This window comes from Streptomyces sp. NBC_00358, from assembly GCF_036099295.1.
Lineage (GTDB): Bacteria > Actinomycetota > Actinomycetes > Streptomycetales > Streptomycetaceae > Streptomyces.
The window spans coordinates 8,108,690-8,124,776 of record NZ_CP107976.1 but is presented as its reverse complement, the minus strand read 5'-3'; the positions used below and the strand labels follow the sequence as shown (position 1 = coordinate 8,124,776).

Annotated in this window: 18 protein-coding genes; 6 read left to right on the top strand and 12 right to left on the bottom strand. The window is 70.9% G+C overall.

Annotation, left to right across the window (positions count from 1 at the left end; translation table 11 throughout):
• Nucleotides 1–109: 109 nt before the first annotated feature.
• Nucleotides 110–1,414, bottom strand: coding sequence for a DUF6986 family protein (locus OHT01_RS34770; RefSeq protein WP_328557075.1), 1,305 nt, complete (start codon nucleotides 1,412–1,414; stop codon nucleotides 110–112).
• 218 nt (nucleotides 1,415–1,632) lie between these two features.
• Here OHT01_RS34770 and OHT01_RS34765 point away from each other — a divergent pair, with 218 nt between their 5' ends.
• Entirely contained in the window at nucleotides 1,633–2,526 is an 894-nt protein-coding gene (locus OHT01_RS34765; protein ID WP_328557074.1) for an endonuclease/exonuclease/phosphatase family protein, read from the top strand.
• Nucleotides 2,527–2,584: 58 nt separating this feature from the next.
• Here the strand turns inward: OHT01_RS34765 and OHT01_RS34760 are convergent, their stop codons facing one another.
• From OHT01_RS34760 to OHT01_RS34745, 4 genes are all read right to left on the bottom strand, one after another.
• Nucleotides 2,585–3,547, bottom strand: coding sequence for an electron transfer flavoprotein subunit alpha/FixB family protein (locus OHT01_RS34760; protein WP_328557073.1), 963 nt, complete (start codon nucleotides 3,545–3,547; stop codon nucleotides 2,585–2,587).
• A gap of 99 nt (nucleotides 3,548–3,646) precedes the next feature.
• On the bottom strand, nucleotides 3,647–4,432 hold the full coding sequence (locus OHT01_RS34755) for an electron transfer flavoprotein subunit beta/FixA family protein (protein ID WP_328557072.1): 786 nt from the start codon (nucleotides 4,430–4,432) through the stop codon (nucleotides 3,647–3,649).
• A gap of 218 nt (nucleotides 4,433–4,650) precedes the next feature.
• On the bottom strand, nucleotides 4,651–5,160 hold the full coding sequence (locus OHT01_RS34750) for a flavin reductase family protein (RefSeq protein WP_328557071.1): 510 nt from the start codon (nucleotides 5,158–5,160) through the stop codon (nucleotides 4,651–4,653).
• A gap of 245 nt (nucleotides 5,161–5,405) precedes the next feature.
• Entirely contained in the window at nucleotides 5,406–5,819 is a 414-nt protein-coding gene (locus OHT01_RS34745; RefSeq protein ID WP_328558368.1) for a TlpA family protein disulfide reductase, read from the bottom strand.
• Between the two features lie 75 nt (nucleotides 5,820–5,894).
• Between OHT01_RS34745 and OHT01_RS34740 the strand changes: the two genes are divergently transcribed.
• Both OHT01_RS34740 and OHT01_RS34735 read left to right on the top strand, forming a co-directional pair.
• Complete coding sequence (locus tag OHT01_RS34740; protein WP_328557070.1) at nucleotides 5,895–6,311, top strand: DUF4395 domain-containing protein; 417 nt, start codon at nucleotides 5,895–5,897, stop codon at nucleotides 6,309–6,311.
• A gap of 186 nt (nucleotides 6,312–6,497) precedes the next feature.
• Nucleotides 6,498–7,226, top strand: a complete 729-nt coding sequence (locus tag OHT01_RS34735; RefSeq protein WP_328557069.1) for a lysophospholipid acyltransferase family protein — start codon at nucleotides 6,498–6,500, stop codon at nucleotides 7,224–7,226.
• A 34-nt stretch (nucleotides 7,227–7,260) separates the two neighbouring features.
• On the opposite strand, the gene OHT01_RS34730 is transcribed toward OHT01_RS34735, so the two are convergent.
• The 6 genes from OHT01_RS34730 to OHT01_RS34705 form a co-directional block, all read right to left on the bottom strand.
• Nucleotides 7,261–7,953, bottom strand: a complete 693-nt coding sequence (locus tag OHT01_RS34730; RefSeq protein WP_328557068.1) for a B3/B4 domain-containing protein — start codon at nucleotides 7,951–7,953, stop codon at nucleotides 7,261–7,263.
• Nucleotides 7,954–7,966: 13 nt separating this feature from the next.
• Nucleotides 7,967–8,539: a transglutaminase domain-containing protein gene (locus OHT01_RS34725; RefSeq protein WP_328557067.1), complete on the bottom strand. Its 573-nt coding sequence runs from the start codon at nucleotides 8,537–8,539 to the stop codon at nucleotides 7,967–7,969.
• Nucleotides 8,540–8,668: 129 nt separating this feature from the next.
• Nucleotides 8,669–9,742, bottom strand: a complete 1,074-nt coding sequence (locus OHT01_RS34720) for a threonine aldolase family protein (protein WP_328557066.1) — start codon at nucleotides 9,740–9,742, stop codon at nucleotides 8,669–8,671.
• The gene (locus tag OHT01_RS34715; RefSeq protein ID WP_328557065.1) at nucleotides 9,739–10,494 is read right to left on the bottom strand and encodes an SDR family NAD(P)-dependent oxidoreductase; all 756 of its coding nucleotides are present in this window, start codon (nucleotides 10,492–10,494) and stop codon (nucleotides 9,739–9,741) included. Before OHT01_RS34715 ends, OHT01_RS34720 begins: the two co-directional genes overlap by 4 nt.
• 41 nt (nucleotides 10,495–10,535) lie before the next feature.
• Nucleotides 10,536–11,933: a DUF6421 family protein gene (locus OHT01_RS34710; RefSeq protein WP_328557064.1), complete on the bottom strand. Its 1,398-nt coding sequence runs from the start codon at nucleotides 11,931–11,933 to the stop codon at nucleotides 10,536–10,538.
• 81 nt (nucleotides 11,934–12,014) lie between these two features.
• Nucleotides 12,015–13,046: an alpha/beta hydrolase gene (locus tag OHT01_RS34705; protein WP_328557063.1), complete on the bottom strand. Its 1,032-nt coding sequence runs from the start codon at nucleotides 13,044–13,046 to the stop codon at nucleotides 12,015–12,017.
• Between the two features lie 296 nt (nucleotides 13,047–13,342).
• Between OHT01_RS34705 and OHT01_RS34700 the strand changes: the two genes are divergently transcribed.
• The gene (locus tag OHT01_RS34700; RefSeq protein WP_328557062.1) at nucleotides 13,343–14,026 is read left to right on the top strand and encodes a glycerophosphodiester phosphodiesterase; all 684 of its coding nucleotides are present in this window, start codon (nucleotides 13,343–13,345) and stop codon (nucleotides 14,024–14,026) included.
• 185 nt (nucleotides 14,027–14,211) lie between these two features.
• On the opposite strand, the gene OHT01_RS34695 is transcribed toward OHT01_RS34700, so the two are convergent.
• Nucleotides 14,212–14,754, bottom strand: coding sequence for a GNAT family N-acetyltransferase (locus OHT01_RS34695; protein ID WP_328557061.1), 543 nt, complete (start codon nucleotides 14,752–14,754; stop codon nucleotides 14,212–14,214).
• 70 nt (nucleotides 14,755–14,824) lie between these two features.
• Here OHT01_RS34695 and OHT01_RS34690 point away from each other — a divergent pair, with 70 nt between their 5' ends.
• Nucleotides 14,825–15,211 (top strand): VOC family protein, encoded by a 387-nt coding sequence (locus OHT01_RS34690; RefSeq protein WP_328557060.1) that lies wholly within the window; start codon nucleotides 14,825–14,827, stop codon nucleotides 15,209–15,211.
• 79 nt (nucleotides 15,212–15,290) lie between these two features.
• A complete protein-coding gene (locus OHT01_RS34685; protein WP_328557059.1) occupies nucleotides 15,291–16,055 on the top strand; it encodes a VOC family protein in 765 nt (254 codons plus the stop codon).
• Nucleotides 16,056–16,087 lie beyond the last annotated feature (32 nt).

The window sequence follows — 16,087 nt, the reverse complement described above, 5'->3', positions numbered from 1 at the left end:
CGCGGACACGTCCGGAGCCGCCCTGGCGTATGTCCGGCGAGCCTCCTGCGCACCCGGTCCGGCGGGCGGTCGCCTCGAACGCGACCGCGCACCGCCGCACCTTCGCTCCTCAGTGGCCCGAAACCGTCAGATCCCCCCGGCGCGGGACCGCGAAGGCCTCCAGTTCGGGGCGGGTCAGACCCGTCGTCCGGGCCACCTCCGGGATGTCCAGGGCGCCGCAGTCCAGGCCGCGCAGCAGGTAGCCGCTGAGGGCCTTGGCGGTGGCCGGTTCGTCCATGACGTCGCCGGAGGTGTGGCCGGCGTAGCGGGCGAGGCGGGCGGCGGCCTGTTCGAAGCCCTCGCGGTAGAAGGCGAAGACGGCCGCGTAACGGGTCGGGAGGTGGCCGGGGTGCATGTCCCAGCCCTGGTAGTAGGCGCGGGCCAGGGCGCGGCGGGTGAGGCCGTAGTGCAGGCGCCAGGCGTCGTGGACCTGTTGGGTGGGGCCGACGGGCAGGACGTTGGTGGAGCCGTCGGAAAGGCGTACGCCGGTGCCCGCGGCGGCGACCTGCATGATCGCCTTGGCGTGGTCGGCGGCCGGGTGGTCGCTCGCCTGATGGGCCGCCGAGACGCCGAGGCAGGCGCTGTAGTCGAACGTGCCGTAGTGCAGTCCGGTGGCGCGGCCCTCCGCGGCCTGGATCATGCGGGCGACGGTCGCGGTGCCGTCCGTGGCGAGGATCGACTGGCTGGTCTCGATCTGGATCTCGAAGCCGATCCGGCCGGGCTCCAGGCCGCGCGCCTTCTCGAACTCCTCGACCAGCCGGACCATGGCGGTGACCTGTTCCGGGTACGTCACCTTGGGCAGGGTGAGGACGAGGCCGTCGGGCAGGCCGCCCGCCTCCAGCAGACCCGTCAGGAAGATGTCGAGGGTGCGGATGCCCCGGTCGCGGACGGGTGCCTCCATGCACTTCATGCGGATGCCCATGTACGGGGCGGCGGTGCCGTCCGCGTACGCCCCGGCGATCAGCCGGGCGGCACGGGCGGCCGTCGCGTCCTCCTCGGCGTCGGGGCGTGGGCCGTAGCCGTCTTCGAAGTCGACACGCAGGTCCTCGACGGGTTCGCGCTCCAGCTTGTCCCGGACACGGTCGTACACGGGCCCGGCGAGCTCGTCGGTGAGGCCGAGAACCGCGGCGAAGGACGCGGCGTCCGGGGCGTGTTCGTCGAGTGCGGCGAGGGCGCGGTCGCCCCAGGTGCGGATGGTGTCCGCGGCGAACGCGTCTCCGGGCACGTACACGGTGTGCACGGGTTGCCGGGTGCCGGGGTCTCCCGGATAGCGGCGCTCCAGTTCGGCGTCGACGGGGGCGAGCGAGGCGCTGATCGCTTCGGTGACGGCACCCGCGAGGCTCGTCGCCACCTTCTCCTGCTGACCCTGACCCATCCCACACCCTCCTGTTTTCCGCAGTACGGAATCCACAATCCGTAGAGCGAAGTTATCCGGCCGACTTCCCGCGGGTCAACACCCTCTTGGATCGCGGGACACTCGTCGGCCGTGCCGCGTTCACTCCCGCCTCGGCCGATTCGGGCACACTTTCCCGGTTCCTTCTTCCCCTCCGGTGTCGTGCACCCCCATCCTGACTCGCGACCGAAGGAGCACGCGTGCCCGACTCCAGCAGAGTGACCCGACGCGCGGGACCCAGAACCGCGGTGGCCGCCGCCGCGGCCATGCCCCTGCTCACCACGGCGCAGGCCTCCGCCACCCGGAGCGGCCGCCCCCGCCTCGACGTCATGACCTACAACCTGCGCTACGCGAGCACCGCGGAGCCCAACATCTGGGCGGTGCGCCGTCCCGTGATGCGCGAGCTGCTGCGGGGCGATCCGCCCCATGTCATGGGCACTCAGGAGGGTCTCCACCGGCAACTGCTCGACGTCGGGTCCGATCTCGCGCCGCACTTCGAGTGGATCGGCACCGGCCGGGAGGGCGGCAGCCGCGGCGAGTACGTGGCGGTCTTCTACGACACGCGCCGGCTGGCCCCGGTCGAGCACGGCACGTTCTGGCTCTCCGACACCCCTCGGGTGACCGGCTCGAACACCTGGGGCGCCGCGCTCCCCCGGATCGCCACCTGGGTGCGCTTTCGCGATCTGGCGGACGGCGGGCGGGAGTTCCACCTCCTCAACACCCACCTGGACCACGCGAGCCAGTACGCGCGGACGCGGGCCGCCGAGCTCATCGCCGAGCGGATCGCGGAGTTCGGCCCGTCGCTGCCGTGCCTGGTGACCGGGGACTTCAACGCGGCGGCGCACCGCAACGCCGCCTACGACATCCTGCTGGACGCCGGACTCACGGACACCTGGGACACGGCCGCCTCGCGCAGCGGGCTGTACGCGACCTTCCACGGCTACGCGCCGCTGGAACCGGACGGCGACCGCATCGACTGGATCCTCGCCACGGGCGGAGTCCAGGTGCACCGGGCGTCGATCGACACGTTCGCGCGCGACGGCCGGTTCGCGAGCGACCATCTGCCCGTGCGGGCGTCGCTGGCCCTGGGGTGAACGAAGGCCCCCGCGGCCGGTGTTCCGGTCACGGGGGCCTCGCGGGGCACTGCGGGGATCAGCCCTTGCGGGTCTTGATCTCCTCGGTGAGCTGGGGGACGACGTCGAAGAGGTCGCCGACGACGCCGTAGTCGACGAGGTCGAAGATGGGCGCCTCGGCGTCCTTGTTGATCGCCACGATCGTCTTCGAGGTCTGCATGCCGGCGCGGTGCTGGATGGCGCCGGAGATGCCGGAGGCGATGTAGAGCTGCGGCGAGACGGACTTGCCGGTCTGGCCGACCTGGTTGGTGTGCGGGTACCAGCCGGCGTCGACCGCGGCACGCGAGGCGCCCACGGCCGCGCCGAGGGAGTCGGCGAGGTTCTCGATGACCGAGAAGTTCTCTGCTCCGTTGACGCCACGGCCGCCGGAGACGACGATCGCGGCCTCGGTCAGCTCGGGACGGCCGGTCGAGGCGCGCGGGGTGCGGGCGGTGACCTTGGTGCCGGTGGCCTTCTCCGAGAAGACGACCGCGAGGGCCTCGACCGCGCCGGCGGCCGGGGCGGCCTCCACGGCGGCCGAGTTCGGCTTGACCGTGATGACCGGGACGCCCTTGGCGATGCGGGACTTGGTGGTGAAGGAGGCGGCGAACGCGGACTGCGTGGCCACCGGACCCTCGTCGCCGGCCTCCAGGTCGGTGGCGTCGGTGATGATGCCCGAGCCGATACGGACCGCGAGGCGGGCCGCGATCTCCTTGCCCTCGGCGGAGGACGGGACGAGCACGGCGGCCGGGGAGACGGCGTCGTACGCGGCCTGGAGCGCGTCCACCTTCGGCACGACGAGGTAGTCGGCGTACTCGGCGGCGTCGTGCGTGAGGACCTTCACCGCGCCGTGCTCGGCGAGCGCGGCCGCGGTGTTCTCGGCACCGGGGCCCAGCGCGACGGCGACGGGCTCACCGATGCGGCGGGCCAGCGTCAGCAGTTCCAGGGTGGGCTTGCGGACGGCACCGTCCACGTGGTCGACATAGACGAGAACTTCAGCCATGGGAATGCACTCCTGCGGATTGCGAAGTCTGAGGGGAGGTGAGCGGGTTGGGCCTTGGCCGCGGCAACGGTCCGGGAGCGAGTCACGGACCCTCGGCGGCTAGATGAACTTCTGGCCCGCGAGGAACTCGGCGAGCTGCTTGCCGCCCTCGCCCTCGTCCTTGACGATCGTCCCGGCGGTGCGCGCCGGACGCTCGGTGGCGGAGTCGACCTTGGTCCAGGCGCCCGCGAGACCGACCTCGTCCGCCTCGATCTCCAGGTCTTCCAGGTCCCAGGACTGAACCGGCTTCTTCTTGGCGGCCATGATGCCCTTGAAGGACGGGTAACGCGCCTCGCCCGACTGGTCGGTCACCGACACGACCGCGGGCAGGGACGCCTGAAGCTGCTCGGAGGCGGTGTCGCCGTCACGACGGCCCTTGACCACGCCGTCCTCGACGGAGACCTCGGAGAGCAGCGTGACCTGCGGGACACCCAGACGCTCGGCCAGCAGGGCCGGAACGATGCCGGCGGTGCCGTCGGTGGACGCCATGCCGGAGACGACCAGGTCGAAGCCGGCCTTCTCGATCGCCTTGGCCAGCACCAGCGAGGTGCCGATCGCGTCGGTGCCGTGCAGGTCGTCGTCCTCGACGTGGATGGCCTTGTCCGCGCCCATCGACAGCGCCTTGCGCAGCGCGTCCTTGGCGTCCTCGGGGCCGACGGTCAGCACGGTGATCTCGGCGTCGTCCGCCGCGTCGGCGATCTGCAGCGCCTGCTCGACGGCGTACTCGTCGAGCTCGGACAGCAGACCGTCCACGTCGTCACGGTCGACGGTCAGGTCATCGGCGAAGTGCCGGTCGCCAGTGGCGTCGGGCACGTACTTCACAGTGACAACGATCCTCAAGCTCACGCCGGCTCTCCTACTGCATCGTCATTTCTGGGCTGCCTTCTTTCAGGCAGCATAGGCGCCTGAAGTGGCCGATCCCGGTCGGGGCGACCCGCGCCCCGAGCGAAATATTACTCACCAGTACACCCATCGGGCTGCCACTAAGCAAGCGCTTTGGACTGTGACCTTCGCAACTCTGTGTAACCGGTGAGTAGAACCGGCGAGTAGCTCCGGTGGCCGCTTCAGTCGCGCAGGCCGTTGAAGCGCCCCTGGTGATAGAGCAGCGGGCTGCCCGTACCCGTCGGATCACCCAGGACGACCTCGGCCAGGACGATCCGGTGATCCCCGGCAGGTACCCGCGCCACGACCCGGCACACCAGCCAGGCGAGGACGTCGTCGAGCACGGGAACCCCCTCGGGCCCATTGCTCCAACGGGTGGGCGAGCCGAACCGGTCGGCGCCGCTGCGGGCGAAGGTGGCAGCCAGCTCCCGCTGGTGCTCGCCGAGCACATGGACGCCGACATGGCCGGCCTCGGATATCGCGGGCCAGCTTGAGGCGCCGGTGCCGATGCCGAACGAGACGACCGGAGGGTCGGCCGAGACCGAGGTGAGCGAGGTGGCGGTGAACCCGACGGGCCCGCGGCCCCCCGAGGCGGTGATCACGGCCACACCCGCCGCGTGCCGCCGGAACACGGAGCGCAGCAGATCCGGGGAGGCGGGGTGCGGAGTGCCGAGGCCGGGCGTGGCCGTCATGGAACAGTCCTTCTGCGAGAGCCGACGTGGGGTTCCCGCCACCCGGGCGGAACCGGGAGCGGGCGACGGGCGTTGGCCGTTCAACAGCCCGGACCGCGCGCACCGGTGGTGCGGACTGCCGGATGCACGTCGACGAGCTCATGGAGAAGGGTTCCCGGGGACATACGGTCAGGCTGACGATAGGCGACGGGCGACGTCAAGGGCGTACCCGCATATGGGAGATGCCTCACCATGATCGTCACGGTTCAGACGGCCTCGCCGAGCGCCGCGATGACGTCCGCCTTGCGCGGCTGTCCGGTCGCCCGCCGCACGATCAGTCCGTCGGCGTCGAGCACCAGCACGGTGGGCGTCTTGAGGATGCCGAGATCGCGTACGAGGTCGAGGTGGTCCTCGGCGTCGATCTCCACGTGGGACACGCCGGGGACCATGCCGGCCACCTCGCCGAGCACCCGTCGGGTGGCGCGGCAGGGAGCGCAGAAGGCGCTGGAGAACTGCACCAGAGTGGCCCGTTCGCCGAGGCCCTCCCCCAACTCCGCCGCGCCGAGCCGCTTTCCGCCGTCACGCCCGCGCACACGCACCCTCCCGCTCCGCCGCCGGTGCAGCACTCCGTAGACGCTCGCCGCCGCGAGCACCAGCACACACACCACAAGTCCGTTCATCACCTGCACAAGCATTCACGAGACCGCAAAGATTCCCGGGGCCGCCCGGCGCCCTCGGTACGGAATGCTTGAAGCATGGACATCGATACGAGAGGGCCGCGGTTCGGTGCGGCCGTGACGACCGTCGTGCTGGCGGTGACGCTGATCACGGGGAGCGTCTGGCTGCTGGCGTGGCAGACCCTGGCGTTCGCCCTGGGCGCGGCGGGCGGCGTGACGCGCTCGCCGTACGGCTGGGTCTTCCGGAAGGCGGTACGGCCGCGGCTCGGGCCGCCGACGGAGTTCGAGGCGCCGGAGCCCCCGCGGTTCGCGCAGGCGGTCGGGCTCGCCTTCGCGGTGGTGGGCCTGATCGGCTGGACCGCGGGTCCGCAGTGGCTGGGGTCGGCGGCAACCGGGTGCGCCCTGGCCGCGGCGTTTCTCAATGCCGCGTTCGGGTACTGCCTCGGGTGTGAGATGTACCTGGTTGTGCGTCGCGTGACGGTACGCGCTAAGTAAAGACGGGTTAAAACTCCGAGGTGGATCAAGGGAGCGACGTGACGAGGATCTCGCCGTTCCACGGCACCGGGGCTGGCCTCCCGTCCGTTCTTCGGGCACGATCTGCGCAATGCCGTAAACCTACGGCTGCGTAACTTTCCCGCCGGGAGACCCCTTCCCAGGCAGAGAGAAGGGTCCACCCCGTCCATGGCAGAGCTTGTCTACCGTCCCGTCGTCGGCCTCGCCCAAACGCTCTTCAAGGCGTGGGACCTCAAGATCGACTGCAAGGGATCGGAGAACATTCCGCGCTCGGGCGGCGCCGTGCTGGTCAGCAACCACATCAGCTACCTGGACTTCATCTTCGACGGCCTGGCCGCCCTGCCGCAGAAGCGCCTGGTGCGTTTCATGGCGAAGGAATCGGTCTTCCGGCACAAGATCTCCGGTCCGCTGATGCGGGGCATGAAGCACATTCCCGTGGACCGTCAGCAGGGCGAGACCGCGTACCAGCACGCGCTGGACTCGTTGCGTTCCGGTGAGATCGTCGGCGTCTTCCCCGAGGCGACCATCTCCCAGTCCTTCACGCTGAAGAGCTTCAAGTCCGGTGCCGCGCGCATGGCCCAGGAGGCCGGCGTTCCCCTCATCCCCATGGCTCTGTGGGGCACCCAGCGGCTGTGGACCAAGGGCCATCCGCGCAACTTCAAGCGCAGCCACACCCCGATCACCATCCGGGTCGGCGAGCCCGTGGAGGCCCCTCAGGACCAGTACGCGGGCGCCATCAGCCGGCGGCTGCGCGAGCGGGTCCAGGAGCTGCTCGAAGCGGCGCAGCGCGCCTATCCCGTACGCCCCAAGGGTCCGGACGACACCTGGTGGATGCCCGCCCACCTCGGCGGCACCGCGCCGACCCCCGAAGAGGTGCGCGCGGCCGAGGCCCGCTGAACCGTCCCGCAGGCGTGCCCCGCGCGCCGAGTCGTCATGCCGGGGCGTGGACGGTGATCCGCGCCCCGGGGCTGAACTTCTGGAGCAGCTCGGCGAGTTCGGCACCCGCGGCCTCGACGTCGGCGACCGGCATCGGGGCCAGGCTCTCCAACAGGAAGACCGCCGAGGCCGATTGCCCGGTGAGCCGGGTGCGCGGTCCCTGGCGCCAGTTCCAGCGGCGGCAGGTGACTCCGCTGTCGTCGCGCCACACCACCTCGCCCGCGTCGGGGTGTTCGACAACCTCCTCGCCGCCCGCGACGGTCACGAAGTCCTCGTCTCCCGCGGCCCGCACCAGGCGCATCGCGCCCCGGATGTGGTCGGTGTCCTCGCCGCCGACGGGGATCAGGTGGGCCACGCTGATCGCGTTGTAGATGTCCACCAGGACGTTGATCCGCGGCAGGCCCGCGTCCGAGAGCGCCCGTCTGGCCAGCGCCTCCGCGGAGTTGCGGGTGCGTGAGGGCTTGGAGCCGAACGCCGTGTAGATCTCGCGCCAGGCCGCCATGTGCGGGTCCTCGTGCGGAGCCCGCCCGCCCAGTCGGCCGGCCAGCCGTCGGGCCGCGTCGTCCAGGAGGGCCGAAGTCCCTTCGGTACTGGGCGCGTTGACCAGTCCGTCGGCCTCGACGGCGACATGGGTGAATCCGGGCGCGAGGGCGCGCACCTCGTCGGACACGGTGAGTGTGGGAGTCATCGTCTGCCTGGCCTCAGAGTGCGGTGGGGAGCGTCCGCGACAGGGACAGCCGGTCGGGGGCTGCCTTCAGGACGCCGACCACGAGCGGGTGAGGTTCAGCGTACAACTCCGGATAGTCCATCTCATTGCACTCCGGGTCGGGCGTGAAGGCCAGCCGCTCACCGCCGAGGGAGAACTGCGCGTCCACGCCGGGCTTGTTGCCACGGGGATCCTGCCGGTGCCAGGCGCCGTCGAGGCGTACGGCGACGAGTCCGTGCACCTCCTCGAACTTCTGGTAGCAGAACGCGGTCGGGATGTCCTCGGCCCGCAGCAGGGCGGCCAGCGCGTGAGCCTTGGCGTAGCAGATCCCGGTACGCCGCTCCAGTACGTCGGAGGCGCGCCAGGTGACCCGTGGGTCGCCGGAGTCGAACGAGTGCGGGATGGTGTCCCGCACGAACTCGAACGCGAGGCGCGCATAGGCATACGAGTCAGCGGCCCCCTCGGCGAGGCGCCCGGCCGTCTCACGGACGAGCGGATGATGATGGTCGACAACCTCGTCGGCGGCCAGGTACGCGGACAGGTCGCTGGTTTTCTGGATCAGCTCCATGCCCGGAGAGCATAGGAACGCGGCCGCCCGAGAGTCAATGACTTTTCAGGCGACCGCATATCTATGCATTGCTGCGCGGTCCGCGAGGGGGCGGACACGCCCACCCGGGGAACGGCCGGAGCGTCCCCGCTAGCGCTGGGCCATCTCCTCCTTGAGCGCGGCCACGAACCCGTCGACGTCGTCCTCGGTCGTGTCGAAGGCGCACATCCAGCGGACGTCACCCGCGGTCTCGTCCCAGAAGTAGAAGCGGTAGCGCTTCTGCAGCCGCTCGCTCACGTCGTGCGGGAGCCGGGCGAAGACCGCGTTCGCCTGGACCGGGTAGAGGATCTCCACTCCGTGCACGGCGCGGACGCCCTCGGCCAGTCGCTGCGCCATCTCGTTGGCGTGCCGGGCGTTGCGCAGCCACAGGTCCTTGGCGAGCAGCGCCTCCAACTGCACCGAGACGAAGCGCATCTTGGAGGCGAGCTGCATCGACAGCTTCCGCAGATGCTTCATGTGGCTGACGGCGTCCCGGTTCAGGACGACGACGGCCTCGCCGAACAGCGCGCCGTTCTTCGTGCCGCCCAGCGACAGGATGTCGACGCCGACCGCGTTGGTGAACGTCCGCATCGGGACGTCCAGCGAGGCGGCCGCGTTGGATATCCGGGACCCGTCCAGGTGCACCTTCATGCCGTGCGCGTGGGCGTGGTCGCAGATCGCACGGATCTCGCCGGGCGTGTAGAGCGTGCCCAGTTCGGTGCTCTGGGTGATCGAGACGACCTGCGGCATCGCACGGTGCTCGTCGTCCCAGCCGTACGCCTGCCGGTCGATCAGCTCGGGTGTGAGCTTGCCGTCGGGTGTGGGCACCGTGAGCAGCTTGAGGCCGCCCATCCGCTCGGGGGCGCCGCCCTCGTCGACGTTGATGTGCGCGCTCTCCGCGCAGATCACCGCGCCCCAGCGGTCGGTGACCGCCTGGAGGGCGACCACGTTCGCGCCGGTGCCGTTGAAGACCGGGAAGGCCTCCGCGCCGGCACCGAAGTGGCTGCGGACGATCCCCTGGAGGTTGTCCGTGTAGTCGTCCTCGCCGTACGCGACCTGGTGCCCGCCGTTGGCCAGGGCCAGGGCGGCGAGCACCTCGGGGTGGGCCCCCGCGTAGTTGTCGCTGGCGAAACCGCGGACGGCCGGGTCGTGATGACGCCGGGCGTCGGTCTTCGCAGGATTCACGGCTTCTCGGTCAGCCACAGACGCTTTCCGTTCACTTCACCGGCGGGCCGGTCCCAGACGCCGACGATGGACTCGGCGAGTTCCTTGACGTCCGTGAAGCCCGCGAACTTCGCGTTCGGTCGCTCGGCGCGCATCGCGTCGTGCACCAACGCCTTCACCACCAGGATGGCAGCCGCGGAGGTCGGGCCGTCCGCGCCCTCGGCGACACCGGCCTTGCGGAAGTAGTCCGCCATGGCCAGCGTCCACGCCTCGGCCGCGGCCTTGGCCGCGGAGTAGGCGGCGTTGCCCGCGGTGGGATTGCTCGCACCGGCGGCGCTGATCAGGACGTACCGGCCGCGGTCGCTGCTCTGCAGCGCCTCGTGGAAGGCGAGCGTGGTGTGCTGCACGGTGCGGATGAGCAGCAGTTCGAGCAGGTCCCAGTCGTCGAGGACCGTCTTGGTGAAGGTCTCGCTGCCGCGCCAGCCGCCGACGAGGTGGACGAGTCCGTCCACGCGGCCGAAGTCCTTCTGGATGCGCGTCGCCCAGTCGCGGGTCGACTGCAGGTCGAGCAGGTCGACGGTGTCGCCGACGACGGTGGAGCCGCCGTGCGCGTAGCGGGCCGCGTCCACGGCCTCCGCCAGCCGCTCCGGGTCGTTGTCCGCGCCGATGACGGTCGCGCCCGCCTCGGCGAGTGCGAGCAGTGCCGCCCGGCCGGCGGGTCCACCCGCACCCGCCACCGCGATCACCGCACCGCTGAGAGCCCCGTTCCCCATGGTCTTCGCCTCCTGAGCAATGTTCTCGCTACCGCGGTCGGTCACGCGGCGACCCGCTCGGAGCCGGCCGCGGTGATGCCCTTGGTGGAGGCGATCACGTTCTTCAGCTTTTTGGAGAGCGCCTCATAGAACATGCTCAGGGGAAACTCGTCCGGAAGCACGTCGTCGACGAGCTTGCGGGGCGGCTGGGACAGGTCGAGGGCGTCGGGACCCTTGGCCCAGCGGGAGCCCGGGTGCGGGGCGAGGTAGGTGGCGACCAGCTCGTAGGCCTTGAACCAGTGGACGAGCTTGGGGCGGTCGATACCGGCCCGGTAGAGCTCCTCGATCTCGGAGCAGAGCTGGTTGGTGACCTGCGGGGCGCGCTGCCAGTCGATGTGCAGCTTGTTGTCGGTCCAGCGGACGACGTCGTGCTTGTGCAGGTACGCGAAGAGGAGCTGGCCGCCGAGGCCGTCGTAGTTGCGGACGCGGTCGCCGGTGAGGGGGAAGCGGAACATCCGGTCGAAGAGCACGGCGTACTGCACGTCGCGGCCGTGCGCGTTGCCCTCGGACTCCAGCTTCACGGCCTCCTTGAAGGCGGTGAGGTCGCAGCGCAGCTCCTCCAGGCCGTACATCCAGAACGGCTGGCGCTGCTTGATCATGAAGGGGTCGAACGGCAGGTCGCCGTGGCTGTGGGTACGGTCGTGGACCATGTCCCAGAGCACGAAGGCCTTCTCGCAGCGCTCCTGGTCGTCGACCATGGCGGCGATGTCCTCGGGCAGTTCGAGGCCCAGGGTGTCCACGGCGGCGTCGGTGACGGCACGGAAGCGCGCGGCTTCGCGGTCACAGAAGATGCCGCCCCAGGAGAAGCGCTCGGGCGCCTCGCGCACCGCGATCGTCTCCGGGAAGAGAACGGCCGAGTTGGTGTCGTAGCCCGCGGTGAAGTCCTCGAACGTGATGCCGCAGAAGAGCGGGTTGTCGTACCGGGTGCGCTCCAGTTCGGACAGCCATTCGGGCCACACCATGCGCAGCACGACCGCTTCGAAGTTGCGGTCCAGGTTGCCGTTCTGCGTGTACATCGGGAAGACGACCAGGTGCTGGAGGCCGTCCTCGCGGTTCGCGGCGGGCTGGAAGGCCAGCAGCGCGTCCAGGAAGTCGGGCACCTGGAAGCCGCCGTCGGCCCAGCGGCGCAGGTCCTTCACGAGGGCCTCGTGGTACGCGGCGTCGTGGGGCAGCAGCGGGGAGAGCCGCTCGACCGCGTCTATGACCCGGCGCACCGCCAGGTCGACGTCGGAGGCGTCGGGGGCGCCGTCCGCCTCGAAGTCGATGGAGCCGTCCTTGGACTGCCAGGGCCGGATCTCCTCGACGGCATCCTTGAGCACAGGCCATGCCGGGTGCTCCACCACCCTGGCCACGGGAGGAACCCGCTCCTCCGTACCCACCTGCACAAGAACTTCCGTCATGTCCCATCCTCCACAGGAAAACCTCGCGTATGGACACCGTATGTATCCGAGGTTCCTTTCCGCAAGTGGGATCTCGGGAGATTATCCTGCGCACCCCCCGCCTTCACCGCTCTTTTTCCTGCCGGACACCGTCGATGCGATGACATGCGCCACAGCCTGCTGGGCTGCGCGGGCATCCGCGAGGAGTTCGGGGAAGCCGAAGAACCCGTGGAACATGCCGGAGTAGTGGTTCTCCGTGACCGGTACTCCGCCTTCCCTGAGCCGTGCGGCGTACGCGTGGCCCTCGTCACAGAGGGGATCGAAGCCCGCCGTCACGACGTGGGCGGGCGGCAGACCGTGCGGGTCGGCCACCATGGGAGAGGCCCAGGGATGGGCGCGGTCGCCGCCGGGACCGAAGTACTGCTCGGCGAACCAGCGGCCCTGCGTCGCCGTGAGGAAGTACCCGGGGCCGTCGAACGAGCCCGCGCGGCGCCGCGACCGCGCGTCCGTCGCCGGGTAGACGAGCACCTGGAGCGCGATCTCCGGGCCGCCCCGGTCACGGGCGATGATCGCGGAGACGGCCGCGAGGTTGCCGCCCGCGCTGTCGCCGGCGACGACCAACGCGCCCTCGTCCGCGCCCAGTTCACCGAGGTGCCCGGCGGCCCAGCACAGCGCCGCGTACGCGTCCTCGACGGCCGCGGGGAAGCGCGCCTCCGGGGCGAGCCGGTAGTCGACCGAGACGACGGCCGCGTCCGCGTCCCTGCACAGGGCCCGCGCGATCGAGTCGTGCGTGTCCAGGCCTCCGATGACCCAGCCGCCACCGTGGAAGAAGACCACCGTGGGGCGCGCGGACACGGCGGGTCCGGAGCCGACCGCCTCGGACACGGCCGGCCCGGTGCCGGAAGCCGAGGCCGGCAGATAGACACGTACGGGTATGTCCGGCGCCCCCTCGGGGCCGGGTACCGACCGGTCCTCGACCGACCCGACCGCCGGCGGCTCGAAGGGCCACGCGGGCGCGGCCGCCAGGATGCGGCGGGCCTCCGCCGCATCGGTCACGGTGCCCCCGATGTCGGGGAAGTGGGACTTGACGGCGTCGACGAAGGCGAGGACGTCGGGGGTGGGTCGGGTCGGCATCGCGGCACCTCTTCCGGGGCGGGCTCCCCCGACGGACGAGGGGGCCGGCTGGACGGATCACCTCACACGGCAGGGACATGACTACCGAGCGGATCCCGAAGAGGCAAGGGCCATGACCGCGGCGCGGATCTCCGTCCGACACTCCCATCAGGGCGTGTACGCCCGACACTCCCATTGCACCGCGTAGGAACGGGTACATAGCACAGCCAGGCCATTAGGCTGCGGCCTTGCCGCGTGGACGCCCCCGTCGGAACCACGCGCGAGCCGAGCCGCCGTCGACGGAAGCGAGTCGAATCTTGAACTTCCTCACCATCGGTCACCGCGGAGTGATGGGTGTCGAACCCGAGAACACCGTCCGTTCCTTCATCGCCGCCCAGAACGCGGGCCTCGACCTGATCGAACTCGATCTGCATCTGAGCAAGGACGGCGCCCTCGTCGTCATGCACGACGCCGAAGTGGACCGTACGACCGACGGCTCGGGGCCGATCGCCGAGAAGACGCTCGCGGAGCTGCGCACGCTGGACGCGGGGCGCGGGGAGCGCGTTCCCGTCTTCGAGGAGGTCCTGGAGGCCGTCAGGACGCCGTTGCAGGCCGAGATCAAGGATGTCGCGGCGGCCAGGGCACTGGCCGAGGTGATGCACCGGCACGACCTGCTCGGGCGGGTCGAGGTGTCGTCGTTCCACGACGAGGCGATCGCCGAGGTCGCCCGGCTGGTCCCGGGTGTCCGTACCGCGCTGATCGCCAGCCGCTACGGCACCGATGTCGTGGACCGTGCCGTGGAGGTCGGCGCCGCGACCGTCTGCCTCAACATCCGCAGGCTGACCCTGGAGGTCGTCGAACGGGCCCGCAAGGCCGACCTGCGGATCATCGGCTGGGTGGTGAACACCCAGGACCAGCTCCGGCTGGTGCGCGCCCTGGAACTGGACGGCGCCACGACCGACTACCCCGAGATCAAGCGCACGGGCCGCTTCACGGCGTAGCCCTGCGAGGCGCGCGGCGACACCGACGGGCGAATCGGCCGGGACCGGTCCGAGCGGCCCGTCGGTGTCCGTGGTCCAGGACCCCGGCGCCGCCTCCGCGGGCGCCCGGTTCGCGCGACGGTCACGGACGCGAGCCCGGGTGGCGTCCGCCGCGGGCACCCGGGCCACGGCACCGGGCGACGCGCTCAGGCCAGCGGCTTGACCAGCAGTTCGAAGCGCAGGTCGTCGCGCTGCGGGATACCGAAGCGCTCGTCGCCGTACGGGAAGGGTGTCATCCGCCCCGTACGGCGGTAGCCGCGCCGCTCGTACCAGGCGATGAGGTCCTCGCGTACGGAGATCACGGTCATGTGCATCTCCGTGGCGCCCCACGCCTCGCGGACCGTCCGCTCCGCCTCGGCGATGATCACCTTGCCGAGTCCGCCGCCCTGGAGCGCCGGACTGACCGCGAACATGCCGAAGTAGGCGTGGTCGCCGCGGTGCTCCAACTGGCAGCAGGCGACGATCGTGCCGTCCCGCTCGACGGTCAGCAGCCGGCTGTCGGGCGCCTCGACGACGGCGCGTACCGCCTCGGCGTCGGTCCGCTGTCCCGCGAGGATGTCCGCCTCCGTGGTCCAGCCGACGCGGCTGGAGTCCCCTCGGTACGCCGAGTCGATCAGGGCGACCAGAGCGTCCACATCGCTGTCGGTGGCTTCGCGGAACGTCAGTCCGGTGGCGGCGGCGGTTTCCATGGGGGCTGTTCTCCGATCGGTGGCGCGGCTGGGCACGCCAGAGCGTATCCCTCCTCTAGGCTCCGGGTGCATGGTGCATGTACTGAGCAGCCGGACCCTGCTGCGCCCGGCCGACCCGGAGCGCTCGCGCGCCTTCTACGGCGGGCAGCTCGGCCTCCCCGTCTACCGCGAGTTCGGTACGGGGCCCGAGCGCGGGACCGTGTACTTCCTCGGCGGCGGATTCCTGGAGGTCGCCGGCCGGTCCGCGACAACGCCCTCCCCCGCGCTGAAACTGTGGCTCCAGGTCGCGGACGTGGCGGCTGCCCACGAGGAGCTGTCGGCCGCCGGTGTCGAGGTGGTGCGCGGGCCGGTGCGGGAGCCCTGGGGGCTGATCGAGATGTGGATCGCGGACCCGGACGGAACGGAGATCGTGGTGGTCGAGATCCCGGCCGATCATCCACTGCGGTACCGGCCCTGACGCAGCGGGCGGCGCCCGGATGGCCGGTGTTCCGCGGCGGGCTTAGCGTGCTGAAGGGGCTCGCTGCGGAAGGAACCTCATGAAGCTCGACAGGCCGGTGACCGGCGGACCCTGCTGGACGGAGCTCGGCACCGACGATCTGGAGGGTGCCAAGGCCTTCTACGCCGATCTGTTCGGCTGGCGTGCGGAGACGGACCCGCGTCAGGAAGCGGGCGGATACACGGTCGCGCACCTCGGGGACCTGGCCGTCGCGGGGATCTCCCCGGTCTACCAGGAGTCCCAGCCGGTCGCCTGGAACGTGTCGTTCGCCGTGCTCGACGTGGACGCGACCGCGGCTGCCGTGGCGGCCGCCGGCGGAACCATCGTGCTCGCCCCGATGGACGTGCTCGACGTGGGCCGTTTCGCGGTCGCCTTCGACCCCGGCGGTGCCGCCTTCCAGATGTGGCAGGCGCGGGCCTTCTCCGGTGCGGGCCTGTTCAACGCGCCGGGCGCGCTCGGCTGGGTGGAGCTCCTGACCCGGGCCCCGGACCGGGTGACCGAGTTCTACACGACGGTGTTCGGCTGGAGCGTGCGGCCCTCGGACTACTACCCGCAGTGGGGCATCGACGGCGCCGACTTCGGCGGCATGATCACGATGGACGAGAACTTCGCGCACGAGGTGCCCTCGCACTGGCTGCCCTACTTCGCCGTCGAGGACGTGGACGCCACGGCGAACGCGGTCCTCATCGCGGACGGCCACCTGCTGATGGAGCCCGTCTCGCAGCCCAACGGCCGACGCCTGGCGGTCGCGCGGGACCGGCAGGGCGCGGCCTTCGGGATCTACTCGGAGGGCGAGAAGACCTGATCCGCCGGGACCGCCGCCGGAACCACCGCCAG

Excerpts from the sequence above, each read along its gene's own strand:
- OHT01_RS34770 (WP_328557075.1), bottom strand. The coding sequence starts at position 1,414 with ATGGGTCAGGGTCAGCAGGAGAAGGTGGCGACGAGCCTCGCGGGTGCC.
- OHT01_RS34760 (WP_328557073.1), bottom strand. The coding sequence starts at position 3,547 with ATGGCTGAAGTTCTCGTCTATGTCGACCACGTGGACGGTGCCGTCCGC.
- OHT01_RS34750 (WP_328557071.1), bottom strand. The coding sequence starts at position 5,160 with ATGACGGCCACGCCCGGCCTCGGCACTCCGCACCCCGCCTCCCCGGAT.
- OHT01_RS34745 (WP_328558368.1), bottom strand. The coding sequence starts at position 5,819 with ATGAACGGACTTGTGGTGTGTGTGCTGGTGCTCGCGGCGGCGAGCGTC.
- OHT01_RS34740 (WP_328557070.1), top strand. The coding sequence starts at position 5,895 with ATGGACATCGATACGAGAGGGCCGCGGTTCGGTGCGGCCGTGACGACC.
- OHT01_RS34735 (WP_328557069.1), top strand. The coding sequence starts at position 6,498 with ATGGCAGAGCTTGTCTACCGTCCCGTCGTCGGCCTCGCCCAAACGCTC.
- OHT01_RS34730 (WP_328557068.1), bottom strand. The coding sequence starts at position 7,953 with ATGACTCCCACACTCACCGTGTCCGACGAGGTGCGCGCCCTCGCGCCC.
- OHT01_RS34725 (WP_328557067.1), bottom strand. The coding sequence starts at position 8,539 with ATGGAGCTGATCCAGAAAACCAGCGACCTGTCCGCGTACCTGGCCGCC.
- OHT01_RS34715 (WP_328557065.1), bottom strand. The coding sequence starts at position 10,494 with ATGGGGAACGGGGCTCTCAGCGGTGCGGTGATCGCGGTGGCGGGTGCG.
- OHT01_RS34710 (WP_328557064.1), bottom strand. The coding sequence starts at position 11,933 with ATGACGGAAGTTCTTGTGCAGGTGGGTACGGAGGAGCGGGTTCCTCCC.
- OHT01_RS34705 (WP_328557063.1), bottom strand. The coding sequence starts at position 13,046 with ATGCCGACCCGACCCACCCCCGACGTCCTCGCCTTCGTCGACGCCGTC.
- OHT01_RS34695 (WP_328557061.1), bottom strand. The coding sequence starts at position 14,754 with ATGGAAACCGCCGCCGCCACCGGACTGACGTTCCGCGAAGCCACCGAC.
- OHT01_RS34690 (WP_328557060.1), top strand. The coding sequence starts at position 14,825 with ATGGTGCATGTACTGAGCAGCCGGACCCTGCTGCGCCCGGCCGACCCG.
- OHT01_RS34685 (WP_328557059.1), top strand. The coding sequence starts at position 15,291 with ATGAAGCTCGACAGGCCGGTGACCGGCGGACCCTGCTGGACGGAGCTC.